We start from the raw sequence: 26,312 nt of genomic DNA on the forward strand, positions 1-26,312 counted from the left end.
TGCGAAAATATGTTAACCAAATTAAAATACAAGTTAACAAATAAATGTTAACGAAGGAGGTCATCAAGTTGCTATATTCACCTGAGGAGCTGGCCGCCAAGAACAAGCAGTATCTGTGGCATCCATTTACGCAGATGAAAGACTACATAGAAGACGAGCCCCTCATCATTGCCAGAGGAAAAGGAATCAAGCTGTTTGATGTGCATGGAAAGGAATACTACGATGGCTTTTCGTCTGTGTGGTTGAATGTGCACGGCCACAACGTCCCGGAGCTGAATCAAGCCATCATAGAGCAGCTCGATCAGGTCGCGCATTCAACGTTGCTTGGTATGGCGAATGTGCCGTCGATATTGCTGGCAGAGGAGCTGGTACGCCTCGCGCCGGAAGGCTTGACCAAAGTATTTTACTCAGACAATGGGGCTACCGCTGTGGAAATCTCCTTGAAAATGGCTTTCCAGTATTGGCAAAACCGTGGGATGCACGAGAAGAAGTCTTTTATCACCATGAGCAATGCCTATCACGGAGATACGATCGGTGCTACGAGTGTAGGGGCAATTCCGCTCTATCATCAGATCTACAAGCCATTGCTATTTTCGCCTCATGTGATTCCATACCCGTATCCATACCGGGATGGCGGCGATGAGGCTGCGGTAAAGAACACACTCGACAGACTGGAGCAGCTGCTGCAGGAAAAAGGGACGGAAATCGCCGCCATGATTGTGGAGCCGGTGGTGCAGGGCGCGAGCGGGATGATCATCATGCCGGATGGCTGCTTACGGCAGATCGCGGAAATGCTCCAGGCGTACGATGTGCTGCTCATTGCCGACGAAGTAGCGACTGGCTTTGGCCGTACGGGGAAGATGTTTGCTTGCGAGCATGATGGGGTAACGCCAGACATCATGGCTGTGGCAAAAGGGCTGACTGGTGGCTATCTGCCGGTAGCAGCTACAGTGGTCAAAGAAAAAGTGTATGCGGCTTTTTATGCCGACTACGAGGAGCAAAAAACGTTCTTCCACGGGCATTCGTTTACGGGCAATCCGTTGGGATGTGCAGTCGCCTTGGCTAATCTGCGCTTGATGGAGGAGGGGCGGCTCGTAGAGGGTACCGTACAAAAGGCAAAATATCTCGCCGAGCTGCTGCTCCCTATGGCAGAAGAGGCCCATGTGGGGGACATCCGCCAAAAAGGGATGATGGCAGGCATTGAGCTCGTGCGGGATAAGGAGACAAAGGAGCCGTTTCACTGGAACGAGCGCATTGGAGTTCGCGTCTGCAAGCTGGCCCGGGAAAAAGGACTGTTGACGCGTCCATTGGGCAACGTGATCGTGTTCATTCCTCCGCTCGCTTCTACCTGTGAGGAGCTGCGTGACATGGTCCGCATTCTCGAGGCGTCGATCAAGGAGGCAACCTCGGCGACAAAGGAGGGATCGGTATGAACGAACAGAGATGTGCCGGCTTATTCATCGCCGGTACCGATACAGGGGTAGGGAAAACGATTGTCACGGCTGGCCTGGCAGCTGCTTTGCGCGAGGATGGATTGGAAATCGGCGTCTGGAAGCCCGTGATGTCCGGAGCCCTAGCGCATGAGGACGGAAGCGATGCAGCCTTTCTTCATACTTTCTCCGGGGTTGCAGATCTGCCTGACGAGATCGCTCCTCTCGTCTTTCCACAGCCACTCACTCCACTGCTGGCAGCTAGAGCTGCAAACCATGAGCTTACGATGGAGCAAGTCCTGCAGGGAGGTGAGCTTCTGAAGAAAAGACATCGATTTTTGCTGGTAGAGGGAGCGGGGGGACTCGCTGTTCCCCTCACTGAGACGGAAATGATGATCGATCTAGCGAGGAAGCTTGGGCTCCCGCTGTTGCTGGTAGCAAGAGATGGCCTAGGAACCATCAATCATACGCTGCTGTCAGTCTGGTATGCCCGGGAAAAAGGCGTGCCTGTCGCTGGTGTCCTGCTAAACGAGGCAGATGCAGATCTTGCCGACGACGCCAGTAAGGCGAGCAACGCGAGCATGATTGAATGCTATGGGCAAGTCAAGGTGTGGGGAAGCCTTCCGAGATTGAGGAAGCCGCTCTCTCGTCCGGACCTGATTGCGGCCATACGCCAGCATGTAAATTTGGGGGCCATTGCCGCTCATATTCTGGGAGAAGAGGGGACACGATGATCGATTGGATGAGCTACGCAAAGAAAGCGATACATAACGAAATGCTGACACGCGAGGAAGCGCTTCACGTGCTGCAGGCACAGGACGACGAGCTATTGCCGCTGCTGCACGCGGCTTTCCAGGTCAGGCGTCATTTTTTTGGCAAAAAGGTAAAGCTGAATATGATTCTAAACGCCAAAAGCGGTCTATGCCCGGAGGATTGTGGATACTGCTCACAATCGATCGTATCTAACGCTCCTGTAGCGAAATACACGCTGCTGGACAAGGAAACGCTGCTGGCAGGTGCCAGAGAAGCGCTGAACCGCAAAGCAGGGACGTATTGCATCGTGGCTTCCGGACGAGGACCGACGGAAAAAGAGCTGGCGCAGGTCATCGAGGCGGTAGAGGAAATTCGCGAAACGATGCCCCTGAAGATTTGTGCTTGTCTGGGGATTCTGAGCGAAGAGCAGGCCACGCGATTACAGGCCGCAGGTGTGCATCGCTACAACCACAATCTCAATACGAGCCGTTCCCATTACGGGGACATTACGACTACGCATACGTACGATCAGCGGGTAGAAACCGTCGATACGGTGAAAAAAGCAGGGATGTCCCCGTGCTCCGGTGTCATTATCGGGATGGGAGAGAGCGAAGAGGAAATCGTGGAGATGGCGCAGGCATTAAGAGAGCTGGATGCCGACTCGATTCCTGTCAATTTTTTAAATGCAATCCCGGGGACCCCCCTCGAAGCTTATGGACGGACACCTGCTAGAAAAGCACTCAAGGTGCTCGCCTTGTTCCGCTTTCTTTGTCCCACCAAAGAAATTCGTGTGGCAGGAGGAAGAGAAGTCAACCTGCGGTCCCTTCAACCTATTGCGCTGTATGCAGCCAATTCGTTATTTGTAGGGGATTATTTGACGACTCCAGGGCAGGAAATTGCGACGGACCATCAGATGATCGAGGATCTGGGGTTTGAAATCGAGCTGTGTGCGCTTTAGGAAGGTGTTCGAAATGCTAGATCGATACGCTTGGCTGGATGAAGATTATGAGCGATTGGAAAAACAGGCGCTGACTAGGCAAATACGCAGCGTGGATGCTGTGCTGGGAGATCGAGGTGCATGGATCCGGGTTGCAGGCAAAACGCTGTTGAATCTATCGTCCAACAATTATCTGGGACTTGCCCATGATGCGCGGTTGAAAGCGGCAGCGATGGAGGCGATCGAGCTGTGGGGGACGGGAGCGACTGCTTCCCGTCTCGTTACAGGCAGCTGCGCCTTATATACCGAGCTGGAGCAGCGACTGGCAGCGTGGAAAGAGCGTGAAGCCGCTTTGGTGTTCGCGAGCGGCTATCAGGCGAATACGGGCGTCATCTCCGCTTTGGTCGGCCGGGGAGATGCCGTATTCAGTGATCGCCTCAATCATGCCAGCATCGTGGATGGAATTGTCCAAAGCCGTGCCGAGCATTACCGCTATCGTCACAATGATCCCGAGCATCTGGCGTATTTGCTGGAGAAGCACAAGGGAGCTCGCAGAAAACTGATCGTGACAGACACGGTCTTTTCGATGGATGGTGATACAGCTTTGCTACCCGATCTGGTTGGCTTGCGGGCTCGCTATGGGGCATTGCTGATGGTAGACGAGGCTCATGCAGGAGGTGTGCTTGGAGAGCGTGGAGAAGGGCTCTGTCACGCCCTAGGGCTGCACAGGGAGATCGATGTGATCATGGGGACGTTCAGCAAAGCGTTTGGGGCATACGGAGGCTATATTTGCGCTGATCATAGCGTGGTTCGGTATCTTGCTACCAAATCTCGACCGCTCATCTATTCGACAGCCCTGCCGCCGGCGGTGATTGCTTCCGTGCTAACAGCATTGACCATTGTGATGAAGGACGCAGAGAGGCGAAAAAGTCTGCAGGCAAAGGCGAAATGGCTCCGCGAACGGCTGGCCTCGTACGGCTTTTCCGTAGGGGAGGGAGATACTCCCATCATCCCGTTGATCATCGGCGATAACGAAAAAACACTTCGCTACAGCCGCAAGCTGGAGGAAATGGGGATCGCTGCCGTCGCGATTCGTCCGCCTACTGTGCCAGCGGGGACTTCGCGGATCCGTCTCACTGTGATGGCGACACATACCTGGGCAGAGCTGGAATGGGCAGCAGACCAACTGCAGAGTATCCGGGCCGATCTGGAAGGAGGGATCGGGTAAATGGCAATCCAAACCGTCTTACTGTGGCTGACGGGCTGGGGGATGTCCAACGACCTTTGGCACCCGATTCAGGCGCGATTTCCTACCTGTCATCACGTCACACCCGACTTCACACGTGCGATGCATCCAAAAGATTTTATGGCAGTGATTGAAAAGGAAGTAAGAGCGATCGGCAGCGGAAGGCTGTTCGTGATTGGATGGTCGATGGGAGGCATGCTCGCCCAGCGTCTCGCCGCAAACGCACCTCTCCATGGCATGGTTCTGATCAGTACAGGGAGCAGATTTGTTCGACCGAAAGAAGAACGGAGCAAAGGATGGCCCGTGGCTTCGCTGCTGAGAATGGAGCGCGAACTGATTGAAAATAGAGAGCGTGTGCGGGGAGATTTTTTCGAGAGTATTGCTACCGAAAAGGAGAGAAGAGAGAAGAAGGACACGTTTCTGGAATCGCGGGTAAACCAATGGTCCACTGAAGCGCTTTTGGCGGGACTCGTCTACTTGCGAGAAGAGGACTGCGGCCAGCTATGCGGCTCTTTGGACGTACCGGTGACGATCATACATGGAAAAAACGATGCGATCTGGCCATTTGAAGCAGGAGTGGAATTGGCACAGAGCCTACCTCAAGCGGAGCTGTTGCCAATAGAGGACAGTGGACATGCACCGCCCATTTTTTATCCGGAAATCGTAACACTTGCTGTGCAGAGGATGGTGGAGAGTGATGGAGAAGGCAAGGCTTAAAAGCCGGTTCAGCCAAAAGGCGAGTAGCTATGATCGCTACGCGCTTGTTCAAAAGGAGATGGCAGGCCAGCTGCAAAAGCTCACATGCGCGGCGGTAGAACCGGATCGAGTCGCGAGGCTATTGGAGGTTGGATGCGGCACAGCGGGCCTCACACGGATGCTCCGCAGACATTTTGCCGAGTCCGCCTATCAGTCGATGGACATCGCACGAGGAATGCTGGAGCAGGCAGAGCATAACCTCCAGGCTGAAGGCATGACTTGCGAGTTTCTGCATGCTGATATCGAAGAATGGGTCTGGGAGCAGCCCCCTGAGACGTACGATCTGATCGTGTCCGGTGCCTGCTTTCAATGGCTCGCACATCCGGCAAAGACTTTAAGGGGCATGGCAAAGCTGCTTCGCCCGGGAGCGCCGCTTATTTTTTCGACTTTCGGACCAGCGACTTTTCAGGAGCTTCATGCTTCGTTCGGGTATGCGCATCGTTGTCTAGGGCAGAATGAGGTTCGTCACGGTTTATCGTTTGTCTCATCTGAGCAGTGGGAGCGCATGCTAAGAGATGCTGGTATGGAAGACATTCGCACTACCACGCGAAAAGCAGTGCTATCCTATCCCTCCGTCGTCGAGTTTCTGCATGCGGTCAAATCAATAGGGGCAAATGCGAGCCAGGAAAGAGAGAAAGGACTGGGGCAAAGAAAGCTTTTGGCAGAGATGATCGGTTACTATGAACGAACATATGCCTTCGATCACGGCATTCCGGTCACATACGATTTGCTTTATATTCAAGCAAGTCGAAGCAGGAATCTGAGCACAAACATGGAATCATAGGAAAGTTGGCTAACATGATTATTCCGGGGAGTGTTTGAATATGAGTCAAAGAGAAATCGTTATTGCGAGTGCTGTCCGCACTGCTATAGGGAGCTTTCAAGGCACGCTGTCTGGTGTAAGCGCTACAAAACTGGGAGGAATCGTGCTTGAAGCAGCTCTGGAGCGGGCAGGGGTACCCAAGGAAGCTGTGGACGAAGTCATCATGGGAAACGTACTCCAGGCTGGTCTGGGTCAAAATCCTGCACGTCAAGCTTCCATCCAAGCTGGTTTGGCAAATGAAGTTCCTTCCCTGACCATTAACAAAGTGTGCGGTTCAGGTCTGAAAGCAGTACATCTGGCCGTACAGGCGATTCTCAGCGGTGATTCTGAAGTGGTACTCGCAGGTGGCATGGAGAACATGAGCCAGGCGCCGTACCTTTTGGAAGGTGCACGCAATGGCTATCGCATGGGAGATCAAAAAGTAGTAGATTCCATGATCCGCGATGGCCTATGGTGTGCTTTCAACGACTATCACATGGGGATCACGGCAGAAAATCTTTGCAGCAAATACGAGATTGGCCGCGACGAGCAGGACGAATTTGCCGCATGGAGCCAGCAGAAGGCGCAGAAGGCGATTGAAACCGGCCGCTTCCAGGAAGAGATCGTTCCCGTGGCTATTCCGCAGAGAAAAGGTGATCCTGTCCTATTTGCAGTGGATGAATTCCCGCGTGCAGGCGTTACCGCAGAAGCGCTGGGCAAACTGAAGCCAGCCTTTAAAAAAGACGGTTCCGTCACTGCGGGCAACGCTTCGGGAATCAATGACGGCGCAGCTGCTCTCTTGATTATGACTAAAGAAAAGGCTGACGAGCTTGGCGTCAAGCCGTTGGCGCGCATCATCGCCAATGCCAGCGCTGGTGTAGATCCGAGCATTATGGGCTACGGACCGGTTCCGGCTACCGAGAAGGTATTGAAGAAAGCGGGCTTGTCTATTGCCGACATCGACCTGATCGAGGCGAACGAAGCGTTTGCTGTTCAATCCTTGTCCGTTGGAAAAGCACTCGGCTTCGATTCAGAGAAGGTAAATGTGAACGGAGGAGCGATTGCTTTGGGGCATCCGATCGGTGCAAGCGGCGCTCGAATTTTAGTTACCCTTATTCACGAATTACATAAGCGTGAAGGGGTAAAATATGGGTTAGCGACTCTTTGCATTGGCGGCGGACAGGGAGTAGCGACGGTCATTGAGAAACTGTAGTATTTTCAATAGTTTTCAATTGTGAACGCTTTGTGTACAGAACGGGTCGAACGTTGACAAAGGGAATAATCTTTCGTTAATATGGATGAGGGCAAAGGGGCGCTTGACACCTGCCCTCTCCTTATGTTTGAAAGGAGAATGTCCTGTGTCGAAAATTGATAATCCAGGGCGAGCCATCACACTGGTTACTTTAATTGGTGTCGATATGGCAATTTGTGTGATTGCAGGGGTATTTCTGGGTAAATATCTGGATGGCCTTTTCGCTTCCAATCCGCTGTTTTTGATGATTGGATTGCTCGCAGGATTAGGTATAGGCGTGTACAGCGTCTACCGCATCATTCGCGGGTACCTCTAGGGAGATGGGACATGCAAACGTTTACTTTGGCTATGCGAGCCACTTTTCGCTATGCCTTTTTCTGTATGGCGATAGCTGCGATACTCTGGGCAGTGTTGCCATCGTATCGATTCTTTTTGCAGGGCCTTCTTTTAGGGATGGTCTGCAGTCTCGTGAATGGAACTGTCCTCTTCAGCAAAACCTGGCGTATCGGTCAGATGGCTGTCGATCCAAGTGTACGGCCTAAAGGGACTGGCATGCTACAACGCCTCATCGTCGCGGGGTTTGCTGTCTTCCTGACGATGCGATTCCCTCATTTATTTGGACTTGCTGGCGTTTTGATAGGGTTGTTCCTCTTTCAGGCTCTTAGTTTCCTTTTTGTGTATCGCTCCTTTAAATAGATATCTGCATTTCTTTTTTACATGTATGCGAAAAACTACTCGCGCGGAAGAAAGGGGTGAAATACATGCATTATTCTCTGCGATTTGAATGGTTGGGCATGGTATTTGACATCTCCACTATTCTCATGATTCTGGTAACCTCTCTGGTGGTACTCTTCATGTGTATCGGTATGACCCGCAAGCTGACCTCCGCTACTCCAGGCGGCACGCAAAACGTGATGGAATGGATTGTGGACTTTGTCACCGGTATTACTAAGAGCTACATCACACCGAAGAAAGCTGCGGGTTTTGTCTCCTTGGCGCTCACGTTGTTCCTGTACATCTTCTTGGGGAACCAATTGGGACTTTTGTTCAACGTGAACACGGCTCACCACAATAGTCATGGCCAAGAGGTAAGCCAAGGTTTCATCGACATGCTGACTGTTTCCACTAGCGATGAAATGAAACAACAAAAGCTGGAAAAAGTAACGGAAGAGTTGAACTCTACCGATCCGCATGCACACGGTGTGGTAATTGGTTGGTGGAAATCGCCTACCGCGACGCCGAGCGTTACCTTCGCTTTGGCACTCATCGTTCTTCTATACTCTCACTATCTGGGAATCAAGAAGAGCTTTGGCGGTTGGCTGAAACATACATTCCTGAACCCGATTCACATTCTCGAGGAGTTCATCATTAAGCCGTTGACGCTTCCTTTGCGTCTATTCGGTAACATCTTTGCGGGTGAGGTTTTGATCGCCTTCCTGCTGAGTGTAGGAATCTTCGGTAGCATCCCGCTGTTTATCTGGCTGGGTTACTCCGTATTCGTAGGTTCCGTACAAGCGTTCATTTTCACGACGCTTGCAATGGTGTACCTCTCGCAGCAAGTGAACGAAGATCATTAATCGGCAATTTCCGTATTTCATTCTTTTTTACAACACTAAGGAGGTTTTTAAACAATGGAAGGTTTGGCTCTTGCAATCGGTATCGTATTTGGTCTTGCTGCTCTTGGCGCGGCAATCGGTAACTCCCTGGTAATCTCTCGTACAATTGAAGGCGTAGCTCGCCAACCTGAAGCGCGTGGTAACCTGATGGGTCTCATGTTCCTGGGTCTTGGTCTGGTAGAGGCAGTTCCGATCATCGCTGTAGCGATCGGTTTCATCCTCTTTGGTCGTCTGTAAGCGAGCAACGGAAACGATAGGCGGGCGCTTGTTACCCGCCTCTATTTTTGGAAGAAACGGTTTTATGAATCCGTGAAGATACATCTTTCTTTTCGCAGGAAGGAGTGAAACGAATGCTCGACTTTGGAGCTGTATCCCTGGAATGGGGAACGCTATTAACCCAAGCAATTGTATTCTTGTTGTTGTTGCTGGCTGTTCGTAAATTCGCCATGGGCCCGATCGTAGGCATGATGGAAAAACGCCGTCAGCATATCGCAAATGAAATCTCCTCGGCTGAGCGCAACCGTAATGAAGCGGAAGCACTGCTCGCTGAGCAACGTCGTGTACTGGATGAAGCACGCGCTGAATCCAAAGCGATCATCGACCGTGCTGCAAAGCAAGCGTCTGATGAAGCTAGCAAAATCGTAGCGGAAGCTCAAGCTGCTTCCGAGCGCATGAAAGCTGATGCAAGTGCTGAACTGGCTCGTGAAGTAGAAAAAGCGAAGCTGGAACTGCGTGAGCAAATGACTAGCCTTTCCGTACTCTTGGCTTCCAAGATCATCGAGAAAGAACTGGACGAAGCTGCGCAAAAGTCTACTGTTGACAAATTTCTCGCTCAAGTGGGAGATCGCCTATGAGTAGCGCTGTAGGAAAACGTTATGCTCGCGCTCTCTTCGATGTAGCGAGCGAGCGTGGCAAGATCGATCAGGTAGAAGCAGACCTCGGTGCGATCGTGCAAGCTGTCGAGCAGAATGCCGATCTGAGCAAGATCATGCATCATCCGCACATTGCTGCTGATGCAAAAATCAAGCTGGTAGACGAACTGTTCAAAAGTCATGTAGGGGAAGAAAGTTTTAATTTCCTCCGCGTACTGATTGAAAATGGACGGGAAGCGGAACTGGCTGCGATTTACAGTTCCTTTGTGAAGCTGGCGAACGACGCACGTGGCATCGCGGATGCGATCGTGACGAGCGCGAAACCGCTCACATCTGAAGAACAAGCAGAGTTGGCTGAGAAGTTCGGTCAAACCTTGAATAAAAAATTGCGTTTGACGGCAGTGGTAGACCCAGCAATCCTCGGAGGCATCGTGATCAAGATCGGTGACCGTCTGTATGATGGCAGCCTGAAAACGAAGTTGGAAACCTTTGCGCATCAAGCGTAAAGCTGGCAGTACCTCTACTAAGAAGTTGGATGAATGGGGTGAATGTAAGTGAGTGCAATCAGACCAGAAGAGATTAGCTCCCTCATCAAAGAGCGGATCGCTAACTTTAAATCTGAAATCGAAGTTGTGGATGTAGGCACAGTCATCCAGGTAGGTGACGGTATCGCCCGCGTTCACGGTTTGGAAAAGGCCATGCAAGGGGAGCTCCTCGAGTTCCAAAATGGCGTAATGGGTATGGTACTCAACTTGGAAGAAGACAACGTGGGTGTCGTTATTATGGGACCTTTCCGCGACATTAAGGAAGGCGATACTGTAAAACGTACCGGCCGCGTAATGGAAGTTCCAGTTGGGGAAGGAATGCTCGGCCGCGTAGTAAACCCACTGGGTCAACCAATCGATGGTCAAGGTCCTATCGCAAACAACGGTTTCCGCCCAATCGAGAGCCCGGCTCCTGGTGTTATGGCGCGTAAATCCGTACACGAACCACTCCAAACAGGTATCAAAGCGATCGACGCGATGATCCCGGTTGGTCGTGGACAGCGCGAGTTGATCATTGGTGACCGCCAAACTGGTAAAACAGCTGTGGCGCTCGACACGATCATCAACCAAAAAGGTCAAAACATGATTTGTATCTACGTAGCAATCGGTCAAAAGCAGTCCACTGTTGCTAACATCGTAGAAACTCTGCGCAAGGCAGGCGCTCTGGAATACACCATCATCGTATCCGCTACAGCTTCTGACCCAGCTCCGATGCTGTACCTGGCTCCTTACACTGGCGTAACCATGGGTGAATACTTCATGTACAAAGGACAACATGTCCTCTGCGTATACGATGACCTGTCCAAACAGGCTTCTGCATACCGCGAGATGTCCCTGTTGCTCCGCCGTCCTCCAGGTCGTGAGGCTTATCCTGGTGACGTATTCTACTTGCACTCCCGTTTGCTGGAGCGCGCTGCGAAACTGTCCGATGAACTGGGTGGCGGTTCTATTACAGCTCTTCCTTTCATCGAAACACAAGCAGGCGATATCTCCGCTTACATTCCAACCAACGTGATCTCCATCACGGACGGTCAGATCTTCCTGGAGACAGACTTGTTCAACGCAGGTCAACGTCCAGCGGTGAATACCGGTCTTTCCGTATCCCGTGTAGGTGGTTCCGCGCAAATCAAGGCGATGAAAAAGGTAGCAGGTCCACTCAAGCTTGAGTTGGCTCAATACCGTGAGCTCGCTGCTTTCGCTCAGTTCGGTTCCGATCTGGACAAAGCAACCCAAGCTCGTCTGACCCGTGGTGAGCGCTTGATGGAAATCATGAAACAAGGTCAGTTCGATCCAATGCCTGTTGAGAAGCAAGTTGCTTCTATCTATACAGCTACAAAAGGTTTCCTGGATGATATTCCAGTTGGCGACGTAGGCCGCTTTGAGAAGGAGCTTCTGTCCTATCTGGATTCCAACAAACCGCAATTGTTGGAGCATATCCGGACTACGAAAGAGCTTCCAGATGAAAAAGAATTCAACGCAGCGATCGAAGAGTTCAAAAAAGGCTTTTCGGTAACTCGCTAATCGCGAACGATTGACATCAGATGCATGCCGGGCGCTCTCGCTCGGCCATGCGTCCTCAAGGTGGTGAAAACGAGTGGCTAAAGGAATACGTGAGATTCGACGCAGTATCAAGAGTACGAAAAATACGCGCCAAATCACGAAAGCGATGAAAATGGTGGCAGCTGCAAAGCTTCGCCGCAACCAGGAGAAAGCAGAAGCGGCACGTCCGTACGCTGACAAAATCCAGGAAGTGATTTCTAGCATTGCGAGCGGCAACACTGGTTCCAAGCATCCAATGCTCCAATCCCGTCCTGTGAAAAAAACTGGTTACATCGTCATCACTTCCGACCGTGGTCTTGCAGGTGGCTACAACGCAAACATGCTTCGCGCTGTAGTCAATACCATTGCTGAAAAGCACAAGTCCAAGGATGAGTATGGCATTTTTGTTATCGGACGCAAAGGTCGCGATTTCTTCCGTAAACGTAATTACTCGGTGATGGAAGAGGTTACGGGTCTGCCAGCCAGCCCATCCTTTGGCGATATCAAGAAAATTGCAGGCGCGGCAGTCCAAATGTTCGCGGATGAGCAAATCGACGAGCTGTACCTCTGCTACAACAAGTTCCAGAGTGCAATTTCGCAAATACCTACCGTAAAACGCTTGCTGCCGTTGGAGGCTCCCGAGAGCACAAACGACCGCAAAATGAATTACGAGTATGAGCCGTCCTCGGAAGAAGTACTGGCCGATCTGCTGCCAAAATATGCGGAGACACTGGTATACAGTGCGCTTCTGGAAGCGAAGGCTTCCGAAGAAGGTTCCCGTATGACTGCAATGGGCAACGCGACAGATAACGCAACGGACATGATCAACCGTTACACGTTGATTTACAACCGTGCCCGTCAGGCAGCCATTACTCAAGAGATTTCCGAGATCGTCGCAGGTGCAAACGCACAGGCGTAATGGCAGCGAATAGCTCCCAATTCAGCTTTACAGGAGGGAAGAAGTAAGATGGCGAATGGACGCGTGGTTCAGGTAATGGGTCCGGTTGTTGACATCGAGTTCGATCGTGGACACCTGCCTGCCATTTACAATGCGATCAAGATTCAACATAAAGCACAAAGCGCTGGCGAGCGCGACATCGACTTGACCGTTGAGGTTGCGACTCACCTGGGTGATAACATGGTTCGTACCGTAGCAATGTCTTCTACCGACGGTTTGGTTCGCGGTATGGAAGCAGTTGATACTGGTGCAGCTATTTCCGTTCCAGTAGGTGCAGTAACTCTCGGACGCGTATTTAACGTACTCGGCGAACCGATTGACCTGCAAGAGATGGGTCAAGTAGATCGTCGTGACCCAATTCACCGCAAAGCTCCTGAGTTCGTTGAGCAAGCGACTACTGTTGAAATCCTTGAAACAGGAATCAAGGTTATTGACCTGTTGGCTCCTTACATCAAGGGTGGTAAGATCGGTCTGTTCGGTGGTGCGGGTGTAGGTAAAACCGTTACTATTCAAGAGCTGATCAACAACATCGCACAAGAACACGGCGGTATTTCCGTATTCGCTGGTGTAGGTGAGCGTACCCGTGAAGGTAACGACCTGTACCACGAGATGAAAGACGCAGGCGTTCTGCCGAAAACCGCGATGGTATTCGGACAAATGAACGAACCACCTGGTGCACGTCTTCGTGTAGCACTGACCGGTTTGACCATGGCGGAATATTTCCGTGATGAAGAAGGCCGCGACGTACTCTTGTTTATCGACAACATCTTCCGCTTTACCCAAGCGGGTTCTGAAGTATCCGCTCTCCTCGGCCGTATGCCATCCGCGGTAGGTTACCAACCAACATTGGCTACCGAAATGGGTCAGCTGCAAGAGCGTATTACTTCCACGAAAAAAGGTTCCGTAACGTCTATTCAAGCGATCTACGTACCAGCGGATGACTATACTGACCCGGCTCCTGCTACTACGTTTGCTCACTTGGACGCTACGACTAACCTGGAGCGTTCTATCGCTGAGTTGGGTATCTTCCCTGCGGTAGACCCACTCGCATCTACTTCCCGTGCTCTGTCCCCGGACGTTGTAGGTCAAGAACACTACGATGTAGCACGTGGCGTACAAAAAATCCTGCAACGTTATAAAGAGTTGCAAGATATCATTGCAATCTTGGGTATGGACGAATTGAGCGATGAGGACAAGCAAGTAGTTGGGCGTGCACGCCGCATTCAACGTTTCCTGTCCCAGTCCTTCCACGTTGCCGAGCAATTTACCGGTAACCCTGGTCAATACGTTCCACTGAAAGATACAGTTCGTAGCTTCAAAGAAATCCTCGAAGGTAAGCACGACCACCTGCCAGAGGGCGCGTTCCTGTATGTTGGTACGATTGAAGAAGCGGTAGAAAAAGCGAAGTCCATGGCGTAAGACACCCTGGAAAGGGGAGACCAGTAAGTGAGCAAGATGACAGTTGAAGTCGTAACTCCTGAACGGGTTGTCTACAGCGGTCAAGCTGAAATGGTCATCGCCCGCGGTGTAGTAGGGGATCTCGGTATTTTGCCGAATCACATGCCGCTGGTGAGCCCGCTGAAAACAGCGCCAGTTCGGATCAAAACAGAAGGCGAAAAAGAAGTGAAGATGGCAGTGAGTGGCGGCTTCATGGAAGTGCGCGGCGACAAGGTAACCATCCTCGCTGAAACGGCTGAATTGCCAGGTGACATCGATGTAGAACGTGCGCAGGCTGCAAAAGGCCGTGCGGAAAAGCGTTTGTCCGAAAAGTACCCTGACCTTGACTTCCAAAGAGCAGAGCGTGCCCTGCAACGTGCGATGGCTCGTCTCGACGTAACGAAGTAAGCAGCAAGAAGCTGGGATCCCCGCGGCCATGTGGTTGCGGGGATTTTTCGTACAGATTGAATGAACTGGAACTGTTTGGGGGCATGATATTTCCAGTTGGTAATTGCCTGTGGTTTCTGTGTATAATAGACCTAATGCCCTGCCGACAAGCGTAATTGTAAGGATGACATCGGGATGAAGCGGCATTGGCTATTGGGGAAAAAGGAGAGTAGTAGTGATGCAAACCATTCGCGATATCCGCCAGAGCAACGAAGGCGTAGTAATTCCCAGCAGCTATACAGCAAACGGCTGGTCTAGCGTGCTGTCTCATGAGATGAATGTATTGTTCCAAGCGTTTTGCTATGTAACAACCAAATATGAAACAAAAGCAGAAATGGAAGCGGCTTTGAAGGAGTTTAAAGCTCTGGAAGGCACATTCACTGCTCCTGTAAAAAAACAGTTCAAATCCGAAGAAGACTACAATGGCTACGTGAACCTCTTGAAGCGTTTCAAGGCGTTTTTGAGCCGTTCCAACTATGAGTATCCGACTTCTCTGGAAGAAGCGGTTGCTCTCTTCGAAAAATGGGGCCTGGTCATCGATAAAGGCGATGTTTGGGACGTACCGGTTTATCCGTTCCCGGACGCTGCTGATCTGTTCCAATTGAACGAAGCAGAAACGTTGGCTCTGGCACATGTGAAGCTCGAGGCATTGGTTCATCCGATCTTTAGCCGCTTGATCATGATGCTTCATGAGAGAGACGAAAACAGCTTCACGCTCTCGAAAGCTGAACTGAAAAGCATGCTCAACACGAACGACGAAATGCTGGCTGAGGTTTTGATCAAATTGACGCCATATATGGAAAAAGCAGTAGAAGGCATTCTGGAGATTCCAGAAGATGAGAGCATGACTTTCACCGTTGTGTGGGAGCGTGTATACGAGGATTTCCTCGGAGAGCAGTTCTCGAAAAACGTGCAATAAAGCCAACAAGGGTGATCGGACAAGCCGATTGCTTTGGGCATCAAGGTTTGAAGAGTGGACCCAGAGAAATCTCTCTGGGTTTTTTCCTATATATGGATTTGTTTCGAGGCTTTCGTTAGACACATATTGGGCGATTTGATATAATGATAAAGGTATTTTTTTTCTATCTGGATCAGATTGTAGCACATGAAAAAGGGACGATTTGATTCAGGAGTTCTTCCAGTATCAGAGATGTCAACAGCCGTACCTACACCCGTATACTGCAGGCAGTACCCTTTGAGAGGAGTGTCGACTCCAGCAGAGGGCACGTAGTAAAGGATTCATACCTTGCACAGAGCGGAGGGAACGTGGGTGAATGACATTTATACCAACAATTATGTCATTGTCGCCATCTTTTTGATCCTTGGTGTGTTATTGCCCGTGGCTACTGTCAGTTTCATCGGTCCGCTGTTACGCCCAAAGAAACCAACACGGGAGAAGCAAACAACTTATGAAAGCGGTAACATTCCGGTTGGGGACAGTTGGGTACGCTTCAATGTGAAGTACTACATCTTTGCGCTGATGTTTGTGATTTTTGACGTAGAAACACTCTTTCTGTACCCGTGGGCCGTCGCTTACAACCAGCTAGGTCTGTTTGCCCTAGTCGAGATGGTCATCTTTATATCCTTGTTGGTAGTAGGTTTGATCTACGCGTGGAGAAAGAAGGTGCTGGAATGGAACTAGATCTGACAAGCATTGCGCCTGAACTGCAGGAGGAACTGGATCGCAACGTCATGTTTACGACGCTGGAGACGGTAAAAGGCTGGGTACGCAGCAACTCGCTGTGGCCATTGACATTTGGTCTCGCCTGTTGCGCGATTGAGATGATGGGAACAGGTGGAGCTCGTTATGACCTCGACCGTTTTGGTGTGATTTTCCGTGCTTCTCCACGCCAGTCAGACGTCATGATCGTGGCGGGGACGGTAACGAAGAAAATGGCGCCGTTATTGCGTCGTTTGTATGATCAAATGCCGGAGCCGAAATGGGTGATCGCCATGGGTTCCTGTGCGACGGCTGGAGGACCATACGTGCGGTCTTATAGCGTAGTAAAAGGGGTCGACCAGGTCGTTCCGGTTGACGTGTATATTCCAGGGTGCCCACCGAATCCGGCAGCGCTGATCTATGGCATCAACAAGCTGCAAGAAAAGATACGCTATGAGGCGAAGACTGGGAAGCAGGTGACCAGTCAATGAGCGAGGAGAAGCGCAGGCCAACGCCGGAAGAAAAGGCGCAGGCGGCAGCCGAGGCTCGTGCCAAAGCTGAAGCTTTGCGAAAATTAAGAGAACAGGAAGCGGCGGGGGAAGCTTCCCAGGAAGCAGCTTCGCAAAAGGGAGAGCAAGGCGAGAATACTGCTCCAGAATCGCCCCCAGCTCCAGCCCCAGCGAAGCCAGTATCTGAGATGACCCCTGAGGAAAAGGCAGCAGCCAAGAAAGCGGCAGCAGCCGAGGCGTTGGCAAAGGCCCAAGCAGCAAAGGCAGCCAAGGATGCAGCCCAAGGCGTAGACACCGGTGAAGCAGGAGCAGATGCTGATGCCAAGGCGAAAGCAGCGGCTGCAGCTAAAGCAAAAGCGGCAGCAGCGGCTGCTGCTAAGGCAAAGGCAGCCAGGGAAGCAGGCGGGGACTCTGCAGACGCAGGTGGAGAGGATGCCAAGGCGAAGGCAGCGGCAGCCGCCAAAGCGAAAGCCGCCGCTGCAGCTGCAGCGAAAGCCAAAGGGGCGACTGGCGCAGAGGATTCTGGAGCCGATGCAGCACCAAAAGCTCCTTCCAAAAACCAGCCTTACCTGGACAAATACATTTCCCGATTGACAGAGGCGTTTGGCGCAGAAGTGTTGGAAGCCTCTTATATAAACGAACTAGCAAAAGAAGTGCCGACCCTCGTCATTACAAACGAGCGCTGGCATGAAGTGGCTCCATTTTTAAAAGAAGACGAGCAGCTGGGCTTCGACTATTTGTCCGATTTGCACGGTGTCGATTACGAGGACAGGATGGAGGTTTACTACCATCTGTATTCCTACAAAAATCGGCAAAGTGTGGCAGTGAAGGTCAAAACGAGCAGAGAGCAGTCCTCCGTTCCTTCTGTCATGAATGTTTGGCAGGGAGCGAATTGGAACGAGCGTGAGACTTTTGACCTTTTAGGTATTCATTTCCCGGGACATAGGGATTTGCGTCGAATTTTGCTGCCGGACGACTGGGTAGGCTACCCGTTGCGAAAAGACTATGTGCAATACGACGAGGAGGTTTAACGAATGAACCAGAACATCCTCACAACGCAAGTAGAAACCTCGCCGGATACAGGCATTCGCACGGAAGAGATGCTGTTGAACGTAGGACCACAGCATCCCAGTACGCATGGCGTTTTCCGCCTCGTCGTCAAAATCGATGGGGAAACGATTCGGGAAGCGATTCCTGTGATGGGATATCTGCATCGCGGCACAGAGAAGTTGGCGGAGAATCTCAATTACACGCAGATCATTCCTTATACGGACCGGATGGATTACGTATCAGCGATGACCAACAACTACGTTCTCTGTCATGCAGTCGAAACGATGATGGGATTGGAGATTCCTGAGCGAGCTCAATTTCTGCGATTGATTGCGATGGAGCTGAATCGTGTCGCCAGCCATTTGGTCTGGTGGGGAACGTATTTGCTCGATATCGGGGCAATGGGACCTTTCCTGTATGCTTTCCGTGATCGGGAAATGATTCTCGACCTGTTTAATGAGCTGTGCGGTGCGCGCATGACCTTCAACTACATGCGAGTGGGCGGAGTGAAATGGGATGCACCGCCAGGCTGGATCGAGAAGGCAAAGGATTTCGTGCAATACATGAAAAAAGAACTCCCGAGCTATCATCAGCTCGTGACGGGAAATGAAATCTTTATCAGCCGGATTAAAGGCATCGGGAAGTTCGATTCCAAGACTGCCCTGGACTATTCGCTTTCCGGTGTCATGCTTCGTTCAACCGGTATCAAGTGGGACATCCGAAAAGACGAGCCGTATTGCATCTACGACCGCTTTGAGTTCGATGTTCCGACGGCGACAGAGGGAGATTGCATGGCGCGCTACCACCTGCGTATGGCCGAGATCGAACAATCTCTTCGCATTCTTGAGCAGGCGCTCGATCAATTCCCTGCTGAGGGAGAGATCATCGGAAAAGTGCCGCGTGTCATTCGGCCGCCAGCAGGGGAAACGTACGTGCGAATCGAATCTCCACGTGGAGAAATCGGCTGTTACATCGCAAGCCAGGGCAAGGATAAGCCGTGGAGGCTGAAGTTCAGACGCCCTTCATTCACCAATCTGCAAATCTTGCCCAAACTGCTGGAGGGTGAAAACCTCGCCAACATGATCGCCATCCTGGGCAGCATCGACATCGTGCTCGGGGAGGTTGACTGTTAATGAGTACACTCTTGCAGCAAGCACCCTCATTGGGAAACACTATCTGGTTTATCGTAGCAGCAGTAGTCTTGCTTGCGGTCCTGCTGGGGTTTGTGACCTACGCCATTTACTTTGAGCGAAAAGTCATTGGATGGATGCAGCTTCGGATTGGACCCAACAGGGTAGGTCCTTTGGGACTATTGCAAACAGTAGCCGACGTGACCAAGCTTTTGCTGAAAGAAGATACACGTCCTCTGCACGCAGACAAAGCGCTGTTTACGCTAGCTCCTATTCTGGCATACGCGCCTGCATTTGCTGTATTGGCGGTGATGCCATTTACCGAGAGTATTCAGTTTGCTGACCTAGGGATTGGGCTTTTGTACTACATCGCTTTGTCCGGGATTACCGTCCTAGGGGTAATTACGGCAGGCTGGGCTTCGAACAACAAGTATTCGCTGATCGGGGGTCTCCGCTCCGCTGCGCAGATGATCAGCTATGAAGTTCCGCTGGTCATGTCCGTGGTAGGTATCGTCCTCATGACGGGCAGCATGAATCTCAGGGAAATTGTCGAGGCACAGCGGGATGTCTGGAATATCGTTCCGCAGTTTATCGGATTCGTTGTTTTCATTGTCGCTGCACAAGCAGAGCTGAACCGTACCCCGTTTGACTTGCCCGAAGCAGAGTCCGAGCTCGTCGCAGGTTACCACGTCGAGTATTCCGGCTTCCGCTTTGCGATGTTCATGCTGGCGGAGTACGTGTACATGTTTGGAATGGGGACGTTGATTACCATTCTGTTCTTGGGTGGCTGGCTGCCGATCCATCCCGCACTGAGCTTCATACCGGGAATTATCTGGTTCGTGCTGAAGTTTTCCCTCTATGTATTCTTCCAGTTCTGGTTGCGGGCCACCATGCCACGTATGCGTGTCGACCAGCTGATGTCGTTCGCCTGGAAAGTGCTCTTGCCCGTAGCGTTGTTCAACATCCTGCTCACAGCCGTCGTCATCTCTTATCAGAACGGCATGTTCTAATAAGGGGAGAGGCACATAGCTAGATGGATGGAAGGCACGTAGGCTCGCCAAGGATTGAAATGAGCGAGGCGAAGTTCTCAAAACCGAGGGGTGACACACATGCTAGGATTGGCCAAAGGCCTGGGATATACCTTTAAAAAGCTGACTGAGAAAAAAATAACGCATTTCTATCCGGATGTTCCTTTTCCCATGCCGCCTCGTTTTCGCGGCATCCAGCACTTTTCTCCGGAGAAATGCATTGTTTGCAATCAGTGCGCACGTATTTGTCCGACAGAATGCATCCAACTGACAGGCAAGCCCCATCCAGATCCCGATAAAAAAGGAAAGCTGATCGACACCTACGATATCAACTTTGAGCTCTGTATCCTTTGCGATTTGTGTACGGAGGTTTGCCCGACAGAAGCGATTGTGATGACCAACAACTTTGAGCTGGCTGCGTATAGCCGTGATGAGCTGTACAAGAACTTGAAATGGCTAGATGACAACAATACCAACGTCAGGGAGGAGAACTAGTGATGACAGGCGAATTCGTAGCCTTCTTTATTCTTTCTCTGCTGACGATTGGCGGAGCTGTCTTTATGATCAGCTTTACCCGAGTCGTTCACATGGTTATCTCTCTAGGTATTACCTTTATCAGTATTGCGGGCTTGTTCGTTCTCGTCGGAGCAGAGTTCGTGGGAGTCGCGCAGGTACTCGTCTATTCAGGCGCCATTTCCATTCTGATGCTTTTCGGGATCATGCTCACCAAGCACGATGCTTATGATGAGGGAACCGGACGCAAGTGGAAAAACAGGTTCATCTTGCTGTTTGTAGCACTTGTTTTCGCCCTGTTGTTCTGGGGGATTCAAAATACCGCTTGGCCGGCATCTCCGCCGCCTGCTGCATCTGGAGTGAGCAATGCGAAGGAGATTGGTCTGGTAGTCTTCACCGAGTACGTGATTCCGTTTGAGCTGGTATCCGTGCTTCTGCTGGTCGCTTTAATCGGAGCGATCATTATGGCAAAGAAGGAGGGGGATAACGAATGACGGTAAGCATTACCTCCTATCTGCTAGTCGCCTTGATTCTGTTTTGTGTCGGTCTGTATGGAGCCCTGACGAAACGAAATGCAGTCGTCGTTTTGTTGTCGATCGAGCTGATGCTGAATGCGGTGAACATCAATTTGGTCGCATTCTCGAAATACGGGCTGTACCCTTCCGTATCCGGGCAAATCTTCACGTTGTTTAGCATGACAGTCGCAGCTGCAGAGGTAGCGTTGGGATTGGCCATCTTGATTGCCTTCTATCGCAACAAGGCGACAGTGAACGTAGACGAAATGGATGAAATGAAACGATAAGATGGAAACCAGAAAAGGAGGACAAAGATGGATACTCTTCTGCACTACGCATGGCTCATCCCTCTGTTTCCGCTTCTAGCTTTCATCGTGATCGTTTCGTTTGGTCGCCAGTTGAAAGAAGGAGCTTCACTCGTCGGCATCGTGCTGACGGCAGTTTCGTTCGGGATAGCAGCGCTCATCTTCTGGGAGAGATTTCAGGGGGGAGCGGCAGATTATAAATTCGTTGTCGATTGGCTTCAGGTAGGAGATATCGTGATCAACATGGGCTATGAGGTCAATCAGCTCAATGCCATGATGCTGGTGATCGTGACACTGGTCAGCCTTTTGGTCCAGATCTACTCCAGAGGCTACATGCACGGGGACGATCGTTTCCCTGTGTTTTATCAGTATCTTGCTCTGTTTACCTTCTCCATGCTGGGACTGGTGATTTCGCCTAATCTCTTGCAGGTATACATTTTCTGGGAGCTAGTGGGTGTCTGCTCGTTCCTGTTGGTGGGCTACTATTTCTTCAAGCCGGAAGCAAAGGCAGCGGCAAAAAAGGCGTTCATCGTTACACGTGTGGGCGACCTTGGTCTGTTTATCGGAATCTGTCTTTTGTTCTGGTGGACTGGAAGCTTTGAGTACGATCAAATTTTTGAAAGTGTGGCACTTGGCAGGCTGGAGCCTTGGATGGTCACGCTGGCTGCGATTCTCATCTTCGTTGGAGCGGTTGGGAAGTCGGGGCAATTCCCGCTTCATACGTGGCTGCCTGACGCGATGGAAGGTCCGACTCCTGTATCTGCCCTGATCCACGCTGCAACCATGGTAGCAGCAGGGGTATACCTCGTGGCAGCGACTTATCCGGTATTCATCGCATCGGAGACAGCATTGACTGTGGTAGCTTACGTCGGTGGATTTACCGCTATCTTCGCAGCTTCCATCGGTCTGACGCAGCGGGATATCAAACGCGTTCTCGCCTATTCGACGGTCAGTCAGCTGGGTTACATGATGATGGCACTGGGCGTTGCGGGCGCTGCCGGTTATGTCGCAGGATCCTTTCACTTGATGACCCATGCCTTTTTCAAAGCGTTGCTCTTCCTAGGAGCGGGTAGCGTCATCCATGCTGTACATACGCAGGATGTATTTGAAATGGGTGGTTTGTGGAAGAAGATGCCGATTACCGCACTCACTTTCTTGATTGGCTGCCTGGCGATTGCAGGGATCTTCCCATTTGCCGGTTTTTGGTCGAAGGAAGCGATCTTGGGCGCGGTGTACGGGGCGCACCGATACGATCTCTTGGTGCTGGCACTCGTGGCTGCTTTCTTCACCGCCTTCTACATGTTCCGTCTGTACTTCCTTACCTTTACTGGCGAGGCGCGTGGCAAGCATGAGGCGCATGAATCACCTTCCGTCATGACGGGTCCTTTGCTGGTGCTCGCTTTTCTCGCCATTGTGGCTGGGTTCGTCAATACGCCGTATGCACCGCTGCTGACGGATTGGCTGCTTGCTTCACCAACGGGCGATACGATTGCCAGCGTGTTTGGAGAAGGAAGTGAGCATGCTGCGGCTTGGCTGCAAGTTTTGGCTCTGGCTATTTCCTTCTTGGGTATCTTGCTTGCCTATCTGATGTACGGGCGAAAATCGATTCCTGCAGATTCCATACCGGAGACGTTGCCATGGCTCTATCGCCTCTCCTATCGCAAGTATTACGTGGATGAGCTCTACCATTACGTGTTCGTTCGACCGCTTGGATGGCTTGGCGTTTTCTTGAATGCCTTTGACAAGTACATCATAGATGGCTTGGTGGGACTGACGGCAAAGATTACCCAAGGGATCGGTGCCCTGCATGCACGAGTGCAGAGTGGCCAGATGCAGTCCTACGGGGCGATGCTTCTGTTTGGATTGCTGCTCTTGATTGTCGCCATCAGCTTGACGGCGCAGGGAGGTGGACTCTTTGGATTCGGTCACTAATATCCTACTGTCAGCACTGGTGTTTTCTCCGCTGCTGGCGATCATTATCCTCGCTTTTGTGCCGAATCATCAGGGCGGTGCAATTAAGCAGATCGGCATTTACGGCACCCTGCTTCCGCTGATCCTGGCTTTGTGGATGTTTGGTTCTTTCAATTACAACGCGACTGCCCTGCAGTTTGTGGAGAAGCACGACTGGATCTCGATTCCGATCGGTTTGGCACAGACTGGAGCGGTATTCACGTTTGATATTAACTACGAGCTGGGTGTAGACGGGATTTCGATGCCGTTGATTTTGCTGACAGCGATCATTGCTACACTCGCGGCAGTGGCCTCCTGGCAGCTCAAAAAGAGGCAGAAAGAGTACTTCATCCTGTTTCATGTTTTGCTGATGGGGATGCTCGGCGTGTTTGCGGCCGACAACCTGTTCCTCTTCTTCATTTTCTTTGAGATGACGCTCGTTCCGACGTTCTTCCTGATCGGAATCTGGGGCTACGGGGAACGTGAGCATGCCGCGAACAAATTCCTCTTGTACAACGGGATTGGCTCCGGCATCATGCTGCTCGCCTTCATCGTCATCTTTATCGTGCTGCGTACGATGAATATCGAACAAATCGCAACCATTTTATCTACACCTGAGCATCCGGCGGCAGCGGCACTGTCACCAGCTTTCCGCTACGGACTGTTCTTAGCCTTGTTTATCGCCTTTGCCATCAAGCTTCCCGTGTTTCCGTTCCATACGTGGATGCTGAAGGTACACGTACAGGCACCGCCCTCTATCGTTATGATTCACTCGGGGATCCTGCTGAAAATGGGCGCGTACGGATTGCTGCGTATGGGCATCGGGTTCTTTCCGGAGCAAGCCTATTCGTTTTCGACCTGGCTGGCGGTATTGGGGATCATCAACGTCCTGTATGGAGCCGTTCTGGCTTTCGTCCAAAGGGATTTGAAAATGGTGCTGGCCTACTCCAGTATCAGCCATATGGGAATCGTCCTTCTCGGATTTGCCTCGATGAATAGCATCGGGTTTCAGGGAGCGATGTTTCAGGTGGTATCTCACGGGTTTATCTCCGCGCTGTTGTTCTTCTTGATTGGCGTGATTTGGGATCGAACGCAGACCTCGCAGATCGACGAGCTCGGCGGCTTGGCGAAATCCATGCCGTTTGTCAGCGGAATTTTGCTGGCTGGCGCGATGGCTTCTCTGGGTCTGCCAGGGATGTCCGGATTTATCAGTGAATTTTTCGCCTTCCTGGGATTGTTCGGGCGCATGCCGATTCTTGCAGCCATTGGGGCTATTGGTATCGTCTTGACGGCAGTCTACCTGCTGCGGGCAATCCTGCGTACGACCTTTGGCCAAACCCCGGGACGTTTCGAAGGACTCGCTGACGCGCAGCCGATGGAGGTCATTCCTATGGTGGTGCTGCTGGGCTGCATCATCCTGATCGGTGTTTACCCGGCTGTCCTGGGAAATCCGATGCAGCAAGCTCTGAAAACGATCGTACCCATTGTCACGGGAATAGGAGGGTAAATCCATGGACGTTAAAGATATCTTCTCGTATAACTGGAGTTACCTTCTGCCCGAGTTTATTATCCTAGGCTTTGCAACGGTGCTGTCCCTCTTGGACCTGTTCGCGGGGAAACGACTAGGCAAGCAGGTGATCGGCTGGCTTTCCCTGTTGGGTGTTGTACTGGCTGCTGTGTTTGTCTTCGTCAATGTAAACACACTCGACAAGCCGTACAGCTATATGGCGGATATGATCCGGATCGACAACTACGGCAATGCATTCAAACTGCTATTCCTGGCGGGAACGGCGTTTGCCTTGCTGCTGTCCCTGTCGTATCTGAAGCAGAGAGAAGTGGAGCACACGGGTGAGTATTACTACCTGCTGCTGACGGGCCTTCTCGGTGCGATGGTCATGGCATCTTCTGCTGATTTGATCACACTGTTTGTAGGTCTGGAGCTTTTGTCGCTATCCTCCTACGTGCTGGTCGGATTGCGGAAAAAGTCGCTACAATCGAACGAGTCGGCATTCAAGTACGTCGTCTCGGGCAGTATCGCTACAGCTGTTACGCTGTTCGGGATGTCATACGTCTACGGTTTGACCGGAACGACGCATGTGTATGAGATTTCGACCAAGCTGGCGGAAGCAGGCATGGCGGGCTATCAATTCCTCGTCTACATCTCGTTTGCTTTTCTGGCGGTTGGTCTAGCTTTCAAAATATCTGCGGCTCCGAATCATATGTGGGCACCGGATGTGTATCAAGGGGCACCAACTCCCGTCACGGCCTTCCTGGCGGTGGTCTCCAAAGCAGCGGGCTTCGCGCTTTTGTTCCGTCTGCTGTTGATCTCGTTCTTTAATGTGACAGATGGCTCTAGTCGATTCTTCTTCGACCACGGAAGTCTCTATTTGGGACTTATGGCGGCAGCATCGATGATTATCGGCAACACGATGGCGCTCAGACAAACGAATGTCAAACGCATGATGGCGTATTCGGGTATTGCCCAGGCTGGGTATTTGCTTGTACCGTTTGTCCCGCCTACCACGCTGTTCTTTAGTGAAGTGATCTTTTACCTGTTTGGCTATTTGCTCGTAAGCTTCGGGGCTTTTGCTGTCATCATGGTCGTCTCCCGCGAGCAAGGAACTGAGGATTTGAAAGGCTTTGCCGGTTTGTATCATCGCTCGCCAAGCCTTGCTATCGCGATGAGCATTTTCTTGCTCTCCTTGGCAGGGATTCCGATCACGGCAGGGTTTTTCGGGAAGTTCTATCTGTTCATGAGCGCTCTCGCACAGGAAAACTACTGGCTCTCCGCGATCATGATCATCACTAGCGTCGTTTCGTACTACTACTACTTCGGGATTATACGGCAGATGTACATGCGTCCTGGTTCGAGCGAAGCTTCCTTGTACGTACCAAAAGGGATCTGGACCTTTATTCTCGTGATGGCGGTCGCAACCGTGTTCTTTGGGGCTTTCCCGGGACTCGTGACCGATTATATCCAGGCGCATTTCAATCCGTCATTCGATTTCGGAAATATGCTACCGCCGAGCTTCCGATGAAACTCGAAACAGCGTAGCGGTTCA

At 51.5% G+C, this 26,312-nt stretch carries 29 protein-coding genes; all 29 read left to right on the plus strand.

Annotation, left to right across the window (positions count from 1 at the left end; genetic code table 11):
* Positions 1 to 44: 44 nt before the first annotated feature.
* The 29 genes from bioA to nuoN all read left to right on the plus strand — a co-directional run bounded on the left by bioA (position 45) and on the right by nuoN (position 26,288).
* Positions 45 to 1,433: an adenosylmethionine--8-amino-7-oxononanoate transaminase gene (gene bioA / locus ACLIN2_RS29345; protein WP_411502905.1), complete on the plus strand. Its 1,389-nt coding sequence runs from the start codon at positions 45 to 47 to the stop codon at positions 1,431 to 1,433.
* Complete coding sequence (bioD, locus tag ACLIN2_RS29350; RefSeq protein ID WP_411502906.1) at positions 1,430 to 2,164, plus strand: dethiobiotin synthase; 735 nt, start codon at positions 1,430 to 1,432, stop codon at positions 2,162 to 2,164. Before bioA ends, bioD begins: the two co-directional genes overlap by 4 nt.
* On the plus strand, positions 2,161 to 3,141 hold the full coding sequence (bioB, locus tag ACLIN2_RS29355; RefSeq protein ID WP_411502907.1) for a biotin synthase BioB: 981 nt from the start codon (positions 2,161 to 2,163) through the stop codon (positions 3,139 to 3,141). Before bioD ends, bioB begins: the two co-directional genes overlap by 4 nt.
* 13 nt (positions 3,142 to 3,154) lie before the next feature.
* On the plus strand, positions 3,155 to 4,348 hold the full coding sequence (bioF, locus tag ACLIN2_RS29360) for an 8-amino-7-oxononanoate synthase (protein ID WP_411502908.1): 1,194 nt from the start codon (positions 3,155 to 3,157) through the stop codon (positions 4,346 to 4,348).
* Positions 4,349 to 5,083 carry an alpha/beta fold hydrolase gene (locus ACLIN2_RS29365; protein ID WP_411502909.1) on the plus strand — a complete coding sequence of 245 codons (735 nt, stop codon included), beginning with the start codon at positions 4,349 to 4,351 and terminating at the stop codon, positions 5,081 to 5,083.
* The gene (bioC, locus tag ACLIN2_RS29370; RefSeq protein WP_411504616.1) at positions 5,064 to 5,906 is read left to right on the plus strand and encodes a malonyl-ACP O-methyltransferase BioC; all 843 of its coding nucleotides are present in this window, start codon (positions 5,064 to 5,066) and stop codon (positions 5,904 to 5,906) included. The genes ACLIN2_RS29365 and bioC overlap by 20 nt, the downstream gene beginning before the upstream one ends.
* A gap of 40 nt (positions 5,907 to 5,946) precedes the next feature.
* The gene (locus tag ACLIN2_RS29375) at positions 5,947 to 7,137 is read left to right on the plus strand and encodes an acetyl-CoA C-acetyltransferase (protein ID WP_092268275.1); all 1,191 of its coding nucleotides are present in this window, start codon (positions 5,947 to 5,949) and stop codon (positions 7,135 to 7,137) included.
* Between the two features lie 145 nt (positions 7,138 to 7,282).
* Positions 7,283 to 7,492 (plus strand): AtpZ/AtpI family protein, encoded by a 210-nt coding sequence (locus tag ACLIN2_RS29380; RefSeq protein WP_411502910.1) that lies wholly within the window; start codon positions 7,283 to 7,285, stop codon positions 7,490 to 7,492.
* An 11-nt stretch (positions 7,493 to 7,503) separates the two neighbouring features.
* Positions 7,504 to 7,872 (plus strand): ATP synthase subunit I, encoded by a 369-nt coding sequence (locus ACLIN2_RS29385; protein WP_092268273.1) that lies wholly within the window; start codon positions 7,504 to 7,506, stop codon positions 7,870 to 7,872.
* 65 nt (positions 7,873 to 7,937) lie between these two features.
* On the plus strand, positions 7,938 to 8,753 hold the full coding sequence (atpB, locus tag ACLIN2_RS29390; protein ID WP_327931338.1) for a F0F1 ATP synthase subunit A: 816 nt from the start codon (positions 7,938 to 7,940) through the stop codon (positions 8,751 to 8,753).
* A gap of 54 nt (positions 8,754 to 8,807) precedes the next feature.
* Positions 8,808 to 9,029, plus strand: a complete 222-nt coding sequence (atpE, locus tag ACLIN2_RS29395) for a F0F1 ATP synthase subunit C (RefSeq protein ID WP_029100371.1) — start codon at positions 8,808 to 8,810, stop codon at positions 9,027 to 9,029.
* A gap of 113 nt (positions 9,030 to 9,142) precedes the next feature.
* Entirely contained in the window at positions 9,143 to 9,646 is a 504-nt protein-coding gene (gene atpF, locus ACLIN2_RS29400) for a F0F1 ATP synthase subunit B (RefSeq protein ID WP_122926462.1), read from the plus strand.
* Complete coding sequence (locus ACLIN2_RS29405; RefSeq protein ID WP_092268270.1) at positions 9,643 to 10,170, plus strand: F0F1 ATP synthase subunit delta; 528 nt, start codon at positions 9,643 to 9,645, stop codon at positions 10,168 to 10,170. Before atpF ends, ACLIN2_RS29405 begins: the two co-directional genes overlap by 4 nt.
* 48 nt (positions 10,171 to 10,218) lie before the next feature.
* Entirely contained in the window at positions 10,219 to 11,730 is a 1,512-nt protein-coding gene (gene atpA / locus ACLIN2_RS29410) for a F0F1 ATP synthase subunit alpha (protein ID WP_092268269.1), read from the plus strand.
* Between the two features lie 73 nt (positions 11,731 to 11,803).
* Positions 11,804 to 12,667 carry an ATP synthase F1 subunit gamma gene (gene atpG / locus ACLIN2_RS29415; protein ID WP_092268268.1) on the plus strand — a complete coding sequence of 288 codons (864 nt, stop codon included), beginning with the start codon at positions 11,804 to 11,806 and terminating at the stop codon, positions 12,665 to 12,667.
* A 48-nt stretch (positions 12,668 to 12,715) separates the two neighbouring features.
* Complete coding sequence (gene atpD / locus ACLIN2_RS29420) at positions 12,716 to 14,125, plus strand: F0F1 ATP synthase subunit beta (RefSeq protein WP_092268267.1); 1,410 nt, start codon at positions 12,716 to 12,718, stop codon at positions 14,123 to 14,125.
* A gap of 27 nt (positions 14,126 to 14,152) precedes the next feature.
* On the plus strand, positions 14,153 to 14,551 hold the full coding sequence (locus ACLIN2_RS29425) for a F0F1 ATP synthase subunit epsilon (protein ID WP_092268266.1): 399 nt from the start codon (positions 14,153 to 14,155) through the stop codon (positions 14,549 to 14,551).
* A gap of 217 nt (positions 14,552 to 14,768) precedes the next feature.
* A complete protein-coding gene (locus ACLIN2_RS29430; RefSeq protein WP_411502911.1) occupies positions 14,769 to 15,509 on the plus strand; it encodes a DUF6042 family protein in 741 nt (246 codons plus the stop codon).
* A 351-nt stretch (positions 15,510 to 15,860) separates the two neighbouring features.
* Positions 15,861 to 16,232 carry an NADH-quinone oxidoreductase subunit A gene (locus ACLIN2_RS29435; RefSeq protein ID WP_092268264.1) on the plus strand — a complete coding sequence of 124 codons (372 nt, stop codon included), beginning with the start codon at positions 15,861 to 15,863 and terminating at the stop codon, positions 16,230 to 16,232.
* The gene (locus tag ACLIN2_RS29440; RefSeq protein ID WP_055745678.1) at positions 16,223 to 16,741 is read left to right on the plus strand and encodes a NuoB/complex I 20 kDa subunit family protein; all 519 of its coding nucleotides are present in this window, start codon (positions 16,223 to 16,225) and stop codon (positions 16,739 to 16,741) included. Before ACLIN2_RS29435 ends, ACLIN2_RS29440 begins: the two co-directional genes overlap by 10 nt.
* The gene (locus tag ACLIN2_RS29445) at positions 16,738 to 17,790 is read left to right on the plus strand and encodes an NADH-quinone oxidoreductase subunit C (protein ID WP_411502912.1); all 1,053 of its coding nucleotides are present in this window, start codon (positions 16,738 to 16,740) and stop codon (positions 17,788 to 17,790) included. Before ACLIN2_RS29440 ends, ACLIN2_RS29445 begins: the two co-directional genes overlap by 4 nt.
* Positions 17,791 to 17,793: 3 nt before the next feature.
* Positions 17,794 to 18,942 (plus strand): NADH-quinone oxidoreductase subunit D, encoded by a 1,149-nt coding sequence (locus tag ACLIN2_RS29450; protein WP_122926902.1) that lies wholly within the window; start codon positions 17,794 to 17,796, stop codon positions 18,940 to 18,942.
* Entirely contained in the window at positions 18,942 to 19,949 is a 1,008-nt protein-coding gene (gene nuoH, locus ACLIN2_RS29455; protein ID WP_411502913.1) for an NADH-quinone oxidoreductase subunit NuoH, read from the plus strand. The genes ACLIN2_RS29450 and nuoH overlap by 1 nt, the downstream gene beginning before the upstream one ends.
* Positions 19,950 to 20,048: 99 nt before the next feature.
* Positions 20,049 to 20,462 carry an NADH-quinone oxidoreductase subunit NuoI gene (gene nuoI, locus ACLIN2_RS29460; protein WP_122926904.1) on the plus strand — a complete coding sequence of 138 codons (414 nt, stop codon included), beginning with the start codon at positions 20,049 to 20,051 and terminating at the stop codon, positions 20,460 to 20,462.
* Between the two features lie 2 nt (positions 20,463 to 20,464).
* Complete coding sequence (locus ACLIN2_RS29465) at positions 20,465 to 20,974, plus strand: NADH-quinone oxidoreductase subunit J (RefSeq protein WP_092268259.1); 510 nt, start codon at positions 20,465 to 20,467, stop codon at positions 20,972 to 20,974.
* Positions 20,971 to 21,282, plus strand: coding sequence for an NADH-quinone oxidoreductase subunit NuoK (gene nuoK / locus ACLIN2_RS29470; RefSeq protein ID WP_092268258.1), 312 nt, complete (start codon positions 20,971 to 20,973; stop codon positions 21,280 to 21,282). Before ACLIN2_RS29465 ends, nuoK begins: the two co-directional genes overlap by 4 nt.
* 27 nt (positions 21,283 to 21,309) lie before the next feature.
* Positions 21,310 to 23,232, plus strand: coding sequence for an NADH-quinone oxidoreductase subunit L (gene nuoL / locus ACLIN2_RS29475; RefSeq protein WP_400583192.1), 1,923 nt, complete (start codon positions 21,310 to 21,312; stop codon positions 23,230 to 23,232).
* On the plus strand, positions 23,216 to 24,757 hold the full coding sequence (locus ACLIN2_RS29480) for a complex I subunit 4 family protein (protein WP_411502914.1): 1,542 nt from the start codon (positions 23,216 to 23,218) through the stop codon (positions 24,755 to 24,757). Before nuoL ends, ACLIN2_RS29480 begins: the two co-directional genes overlap by 17 nt.
* Positions 24,758 to 24,761: 4 nt before the next feature.
* Entirely contained in the window at positions 24,762 to 26,288 is a 1,527-nt protein-coding gene (gene nuoN, locus ACLIN2_RS29485) for an NADH-quinone oxidoreductase subunit NuoN (protein WP_092268255.1), read from the plus strand.
* Positions 26,289 to 26,312: the final 24 nt, after the last annotated feature.

The organism is Brevibacillus centrosporus (genome assembly GCF_046622605.1).
Taxonomy (GTDB): Bacteria; Bacillota; Bacilli; order Brevibacillales; family Brevibacillaceae; genus Brevibacillus; species Brevibacillus centrosporus.

Coding starts and splice junctions, on each gene's coding strand:
- bioA (WP_411502905.1), top strand. CDS start 45: ATGTTAACGAAGGAGGTCATCAAGTTGCTATATTCACCTGAGGAGCTG.
- bioD (WP_411502906.1), top strand. CDS start 1,430: ATGAACGAACAGAGATGTGCCGGCTTATTCATCGCCGGTACCGATACA.
- bioB (WP_411502907.1), top strand. CDS start 2,161: ATGATCGATTGGATGAGCTACGCAAAGAAAGCGATACATAACGAAATG.
- bioF (WP_411502908.1), top strand. CDS start 3,155: ATGCTAGATCGATACGCTTGGCTGGATGAAGATTATGAGCGATTGGAA.
- ACLIN2_RS29365 (WP_411502909.1), top strand. CDS start 4,349: ATGGCAATCCAAACCGTCTTACTGTGGCTGACGGGCTGGGGGATGTCC.
- bioC (WP_411504616.1), top strand. CDS start 5,064: ATGGAGAAGGCAAGGCTTAAAAGCCGGTTCAGCCAAAAGGCGAGTAGC.
- ACLIN2_RS29375 (WP_092268275.1), top strand. CDS start 5,947: ATGAGTCAAAGAGAAATCGTTATTGCGAGTGCTGTCCGCACTGCTATA.
- ACLIN2_RS29385 (WP_092268273.1), top strand. CDS start 7,504: ATGCAAACGTTTACTTTGGCTATGCGAGCCACTTTTCGCTATGCCTTT.
- atpB (WP_327931338.1), top strand. CDS start 7,938: ATGCATTATTCTCTGCGATTTGAATGGTTGGGCATGGTATTTGACATC.
- atpE (WP_029100371.1), top strand. CDS start 8,808: ATGGAAGGTTTGGCTCTTGCAATCGGTATCGTATTTGGTCTTGCTGCT.
- atpF (WP_122926462.1), top strand. CDS start 9,143: ATGCTCGACTTTGGAGCTGTATCCCTGGAATGGGGAACGCTATTAACC.
- ACLIN2_RS29405 (WP_092268270.1), top strand. CDS start 9,643: ATGAGTAGCGCTGTAGGAAAACGTTATGCTCGCGCTCTCTTCGATGTA.
- atpD (WP_092268267.1), top strand. CDS start 12,716: ATGGCGAATGGACGCGTGGTTCAGGTAATGGGTCCGGTTGTTGACATC.
- ACLIN2_RS29430 (WP_411502911.1), top strand. CDS start 14,769: ATGCAAACCATTCGCGATATCCGCCAGAGCAACGAAGGCGTAGTAATT.
- ACLIN2_RS29440 (WP_055745678.1), top strand. CDS start 16,223: ATGGAACTAGATCTGACAAGCATTGCGCCTGAACTGCAGGAGGAACTG.
- ACLIN2_RS29445 (WP_411502912.1), top strand. CDS start 16,738: ATGAGCGAGGAGAAGCGCAGGCCAACGCCGGAAGAAAAGGCGCAGGCG.
- ACLIN2_RS29450 (WP_122926902.1), top strand. CDS start 17,794: ATGAACCAGAACATCCTCACAACGCAAGTAGAAACCTCGCCGGATACA.
- nuoH (WP_411502913.1), top strand. CDS start 18,942: ATGAGTACACTCTTGCAGCAAGCACCCTCATTGGGAAACACTATCTGG.
- nuoI (WP_122926904.1), top strand. CDS start 20,049: ATGCTAGGATTGGCCAAAGGCCTGGGATATACCTTTAAAAAGCTGACT.
- ACLIN2_RS29465 (WP_092268259.1), top strand. CDS start 20,465: ATGACAGGCGAATTCGTAGCCTTCTTTATTCTTTCTCTGCTGACGATT.
- nuoK (WP_092268258.1), top strand. CDS start 20,971: ATGACGGTAAGCATTACCTCCTATCTGCTAGTCGCCTTGATTCTGTTT.
- nuoL (WP_400583192.1), top strand. CDS start 21,310: ATGGATACTCTTCTGCACTACGCATGGCTCATCCCTCTGTTTCCGCTT.
- nuoN (WP_092268255.1), top strand. CDS start 24,762: ATGGACGTTAAAGATATCTTCTCGTATAACTGGAGTTACCTTCTGCCC.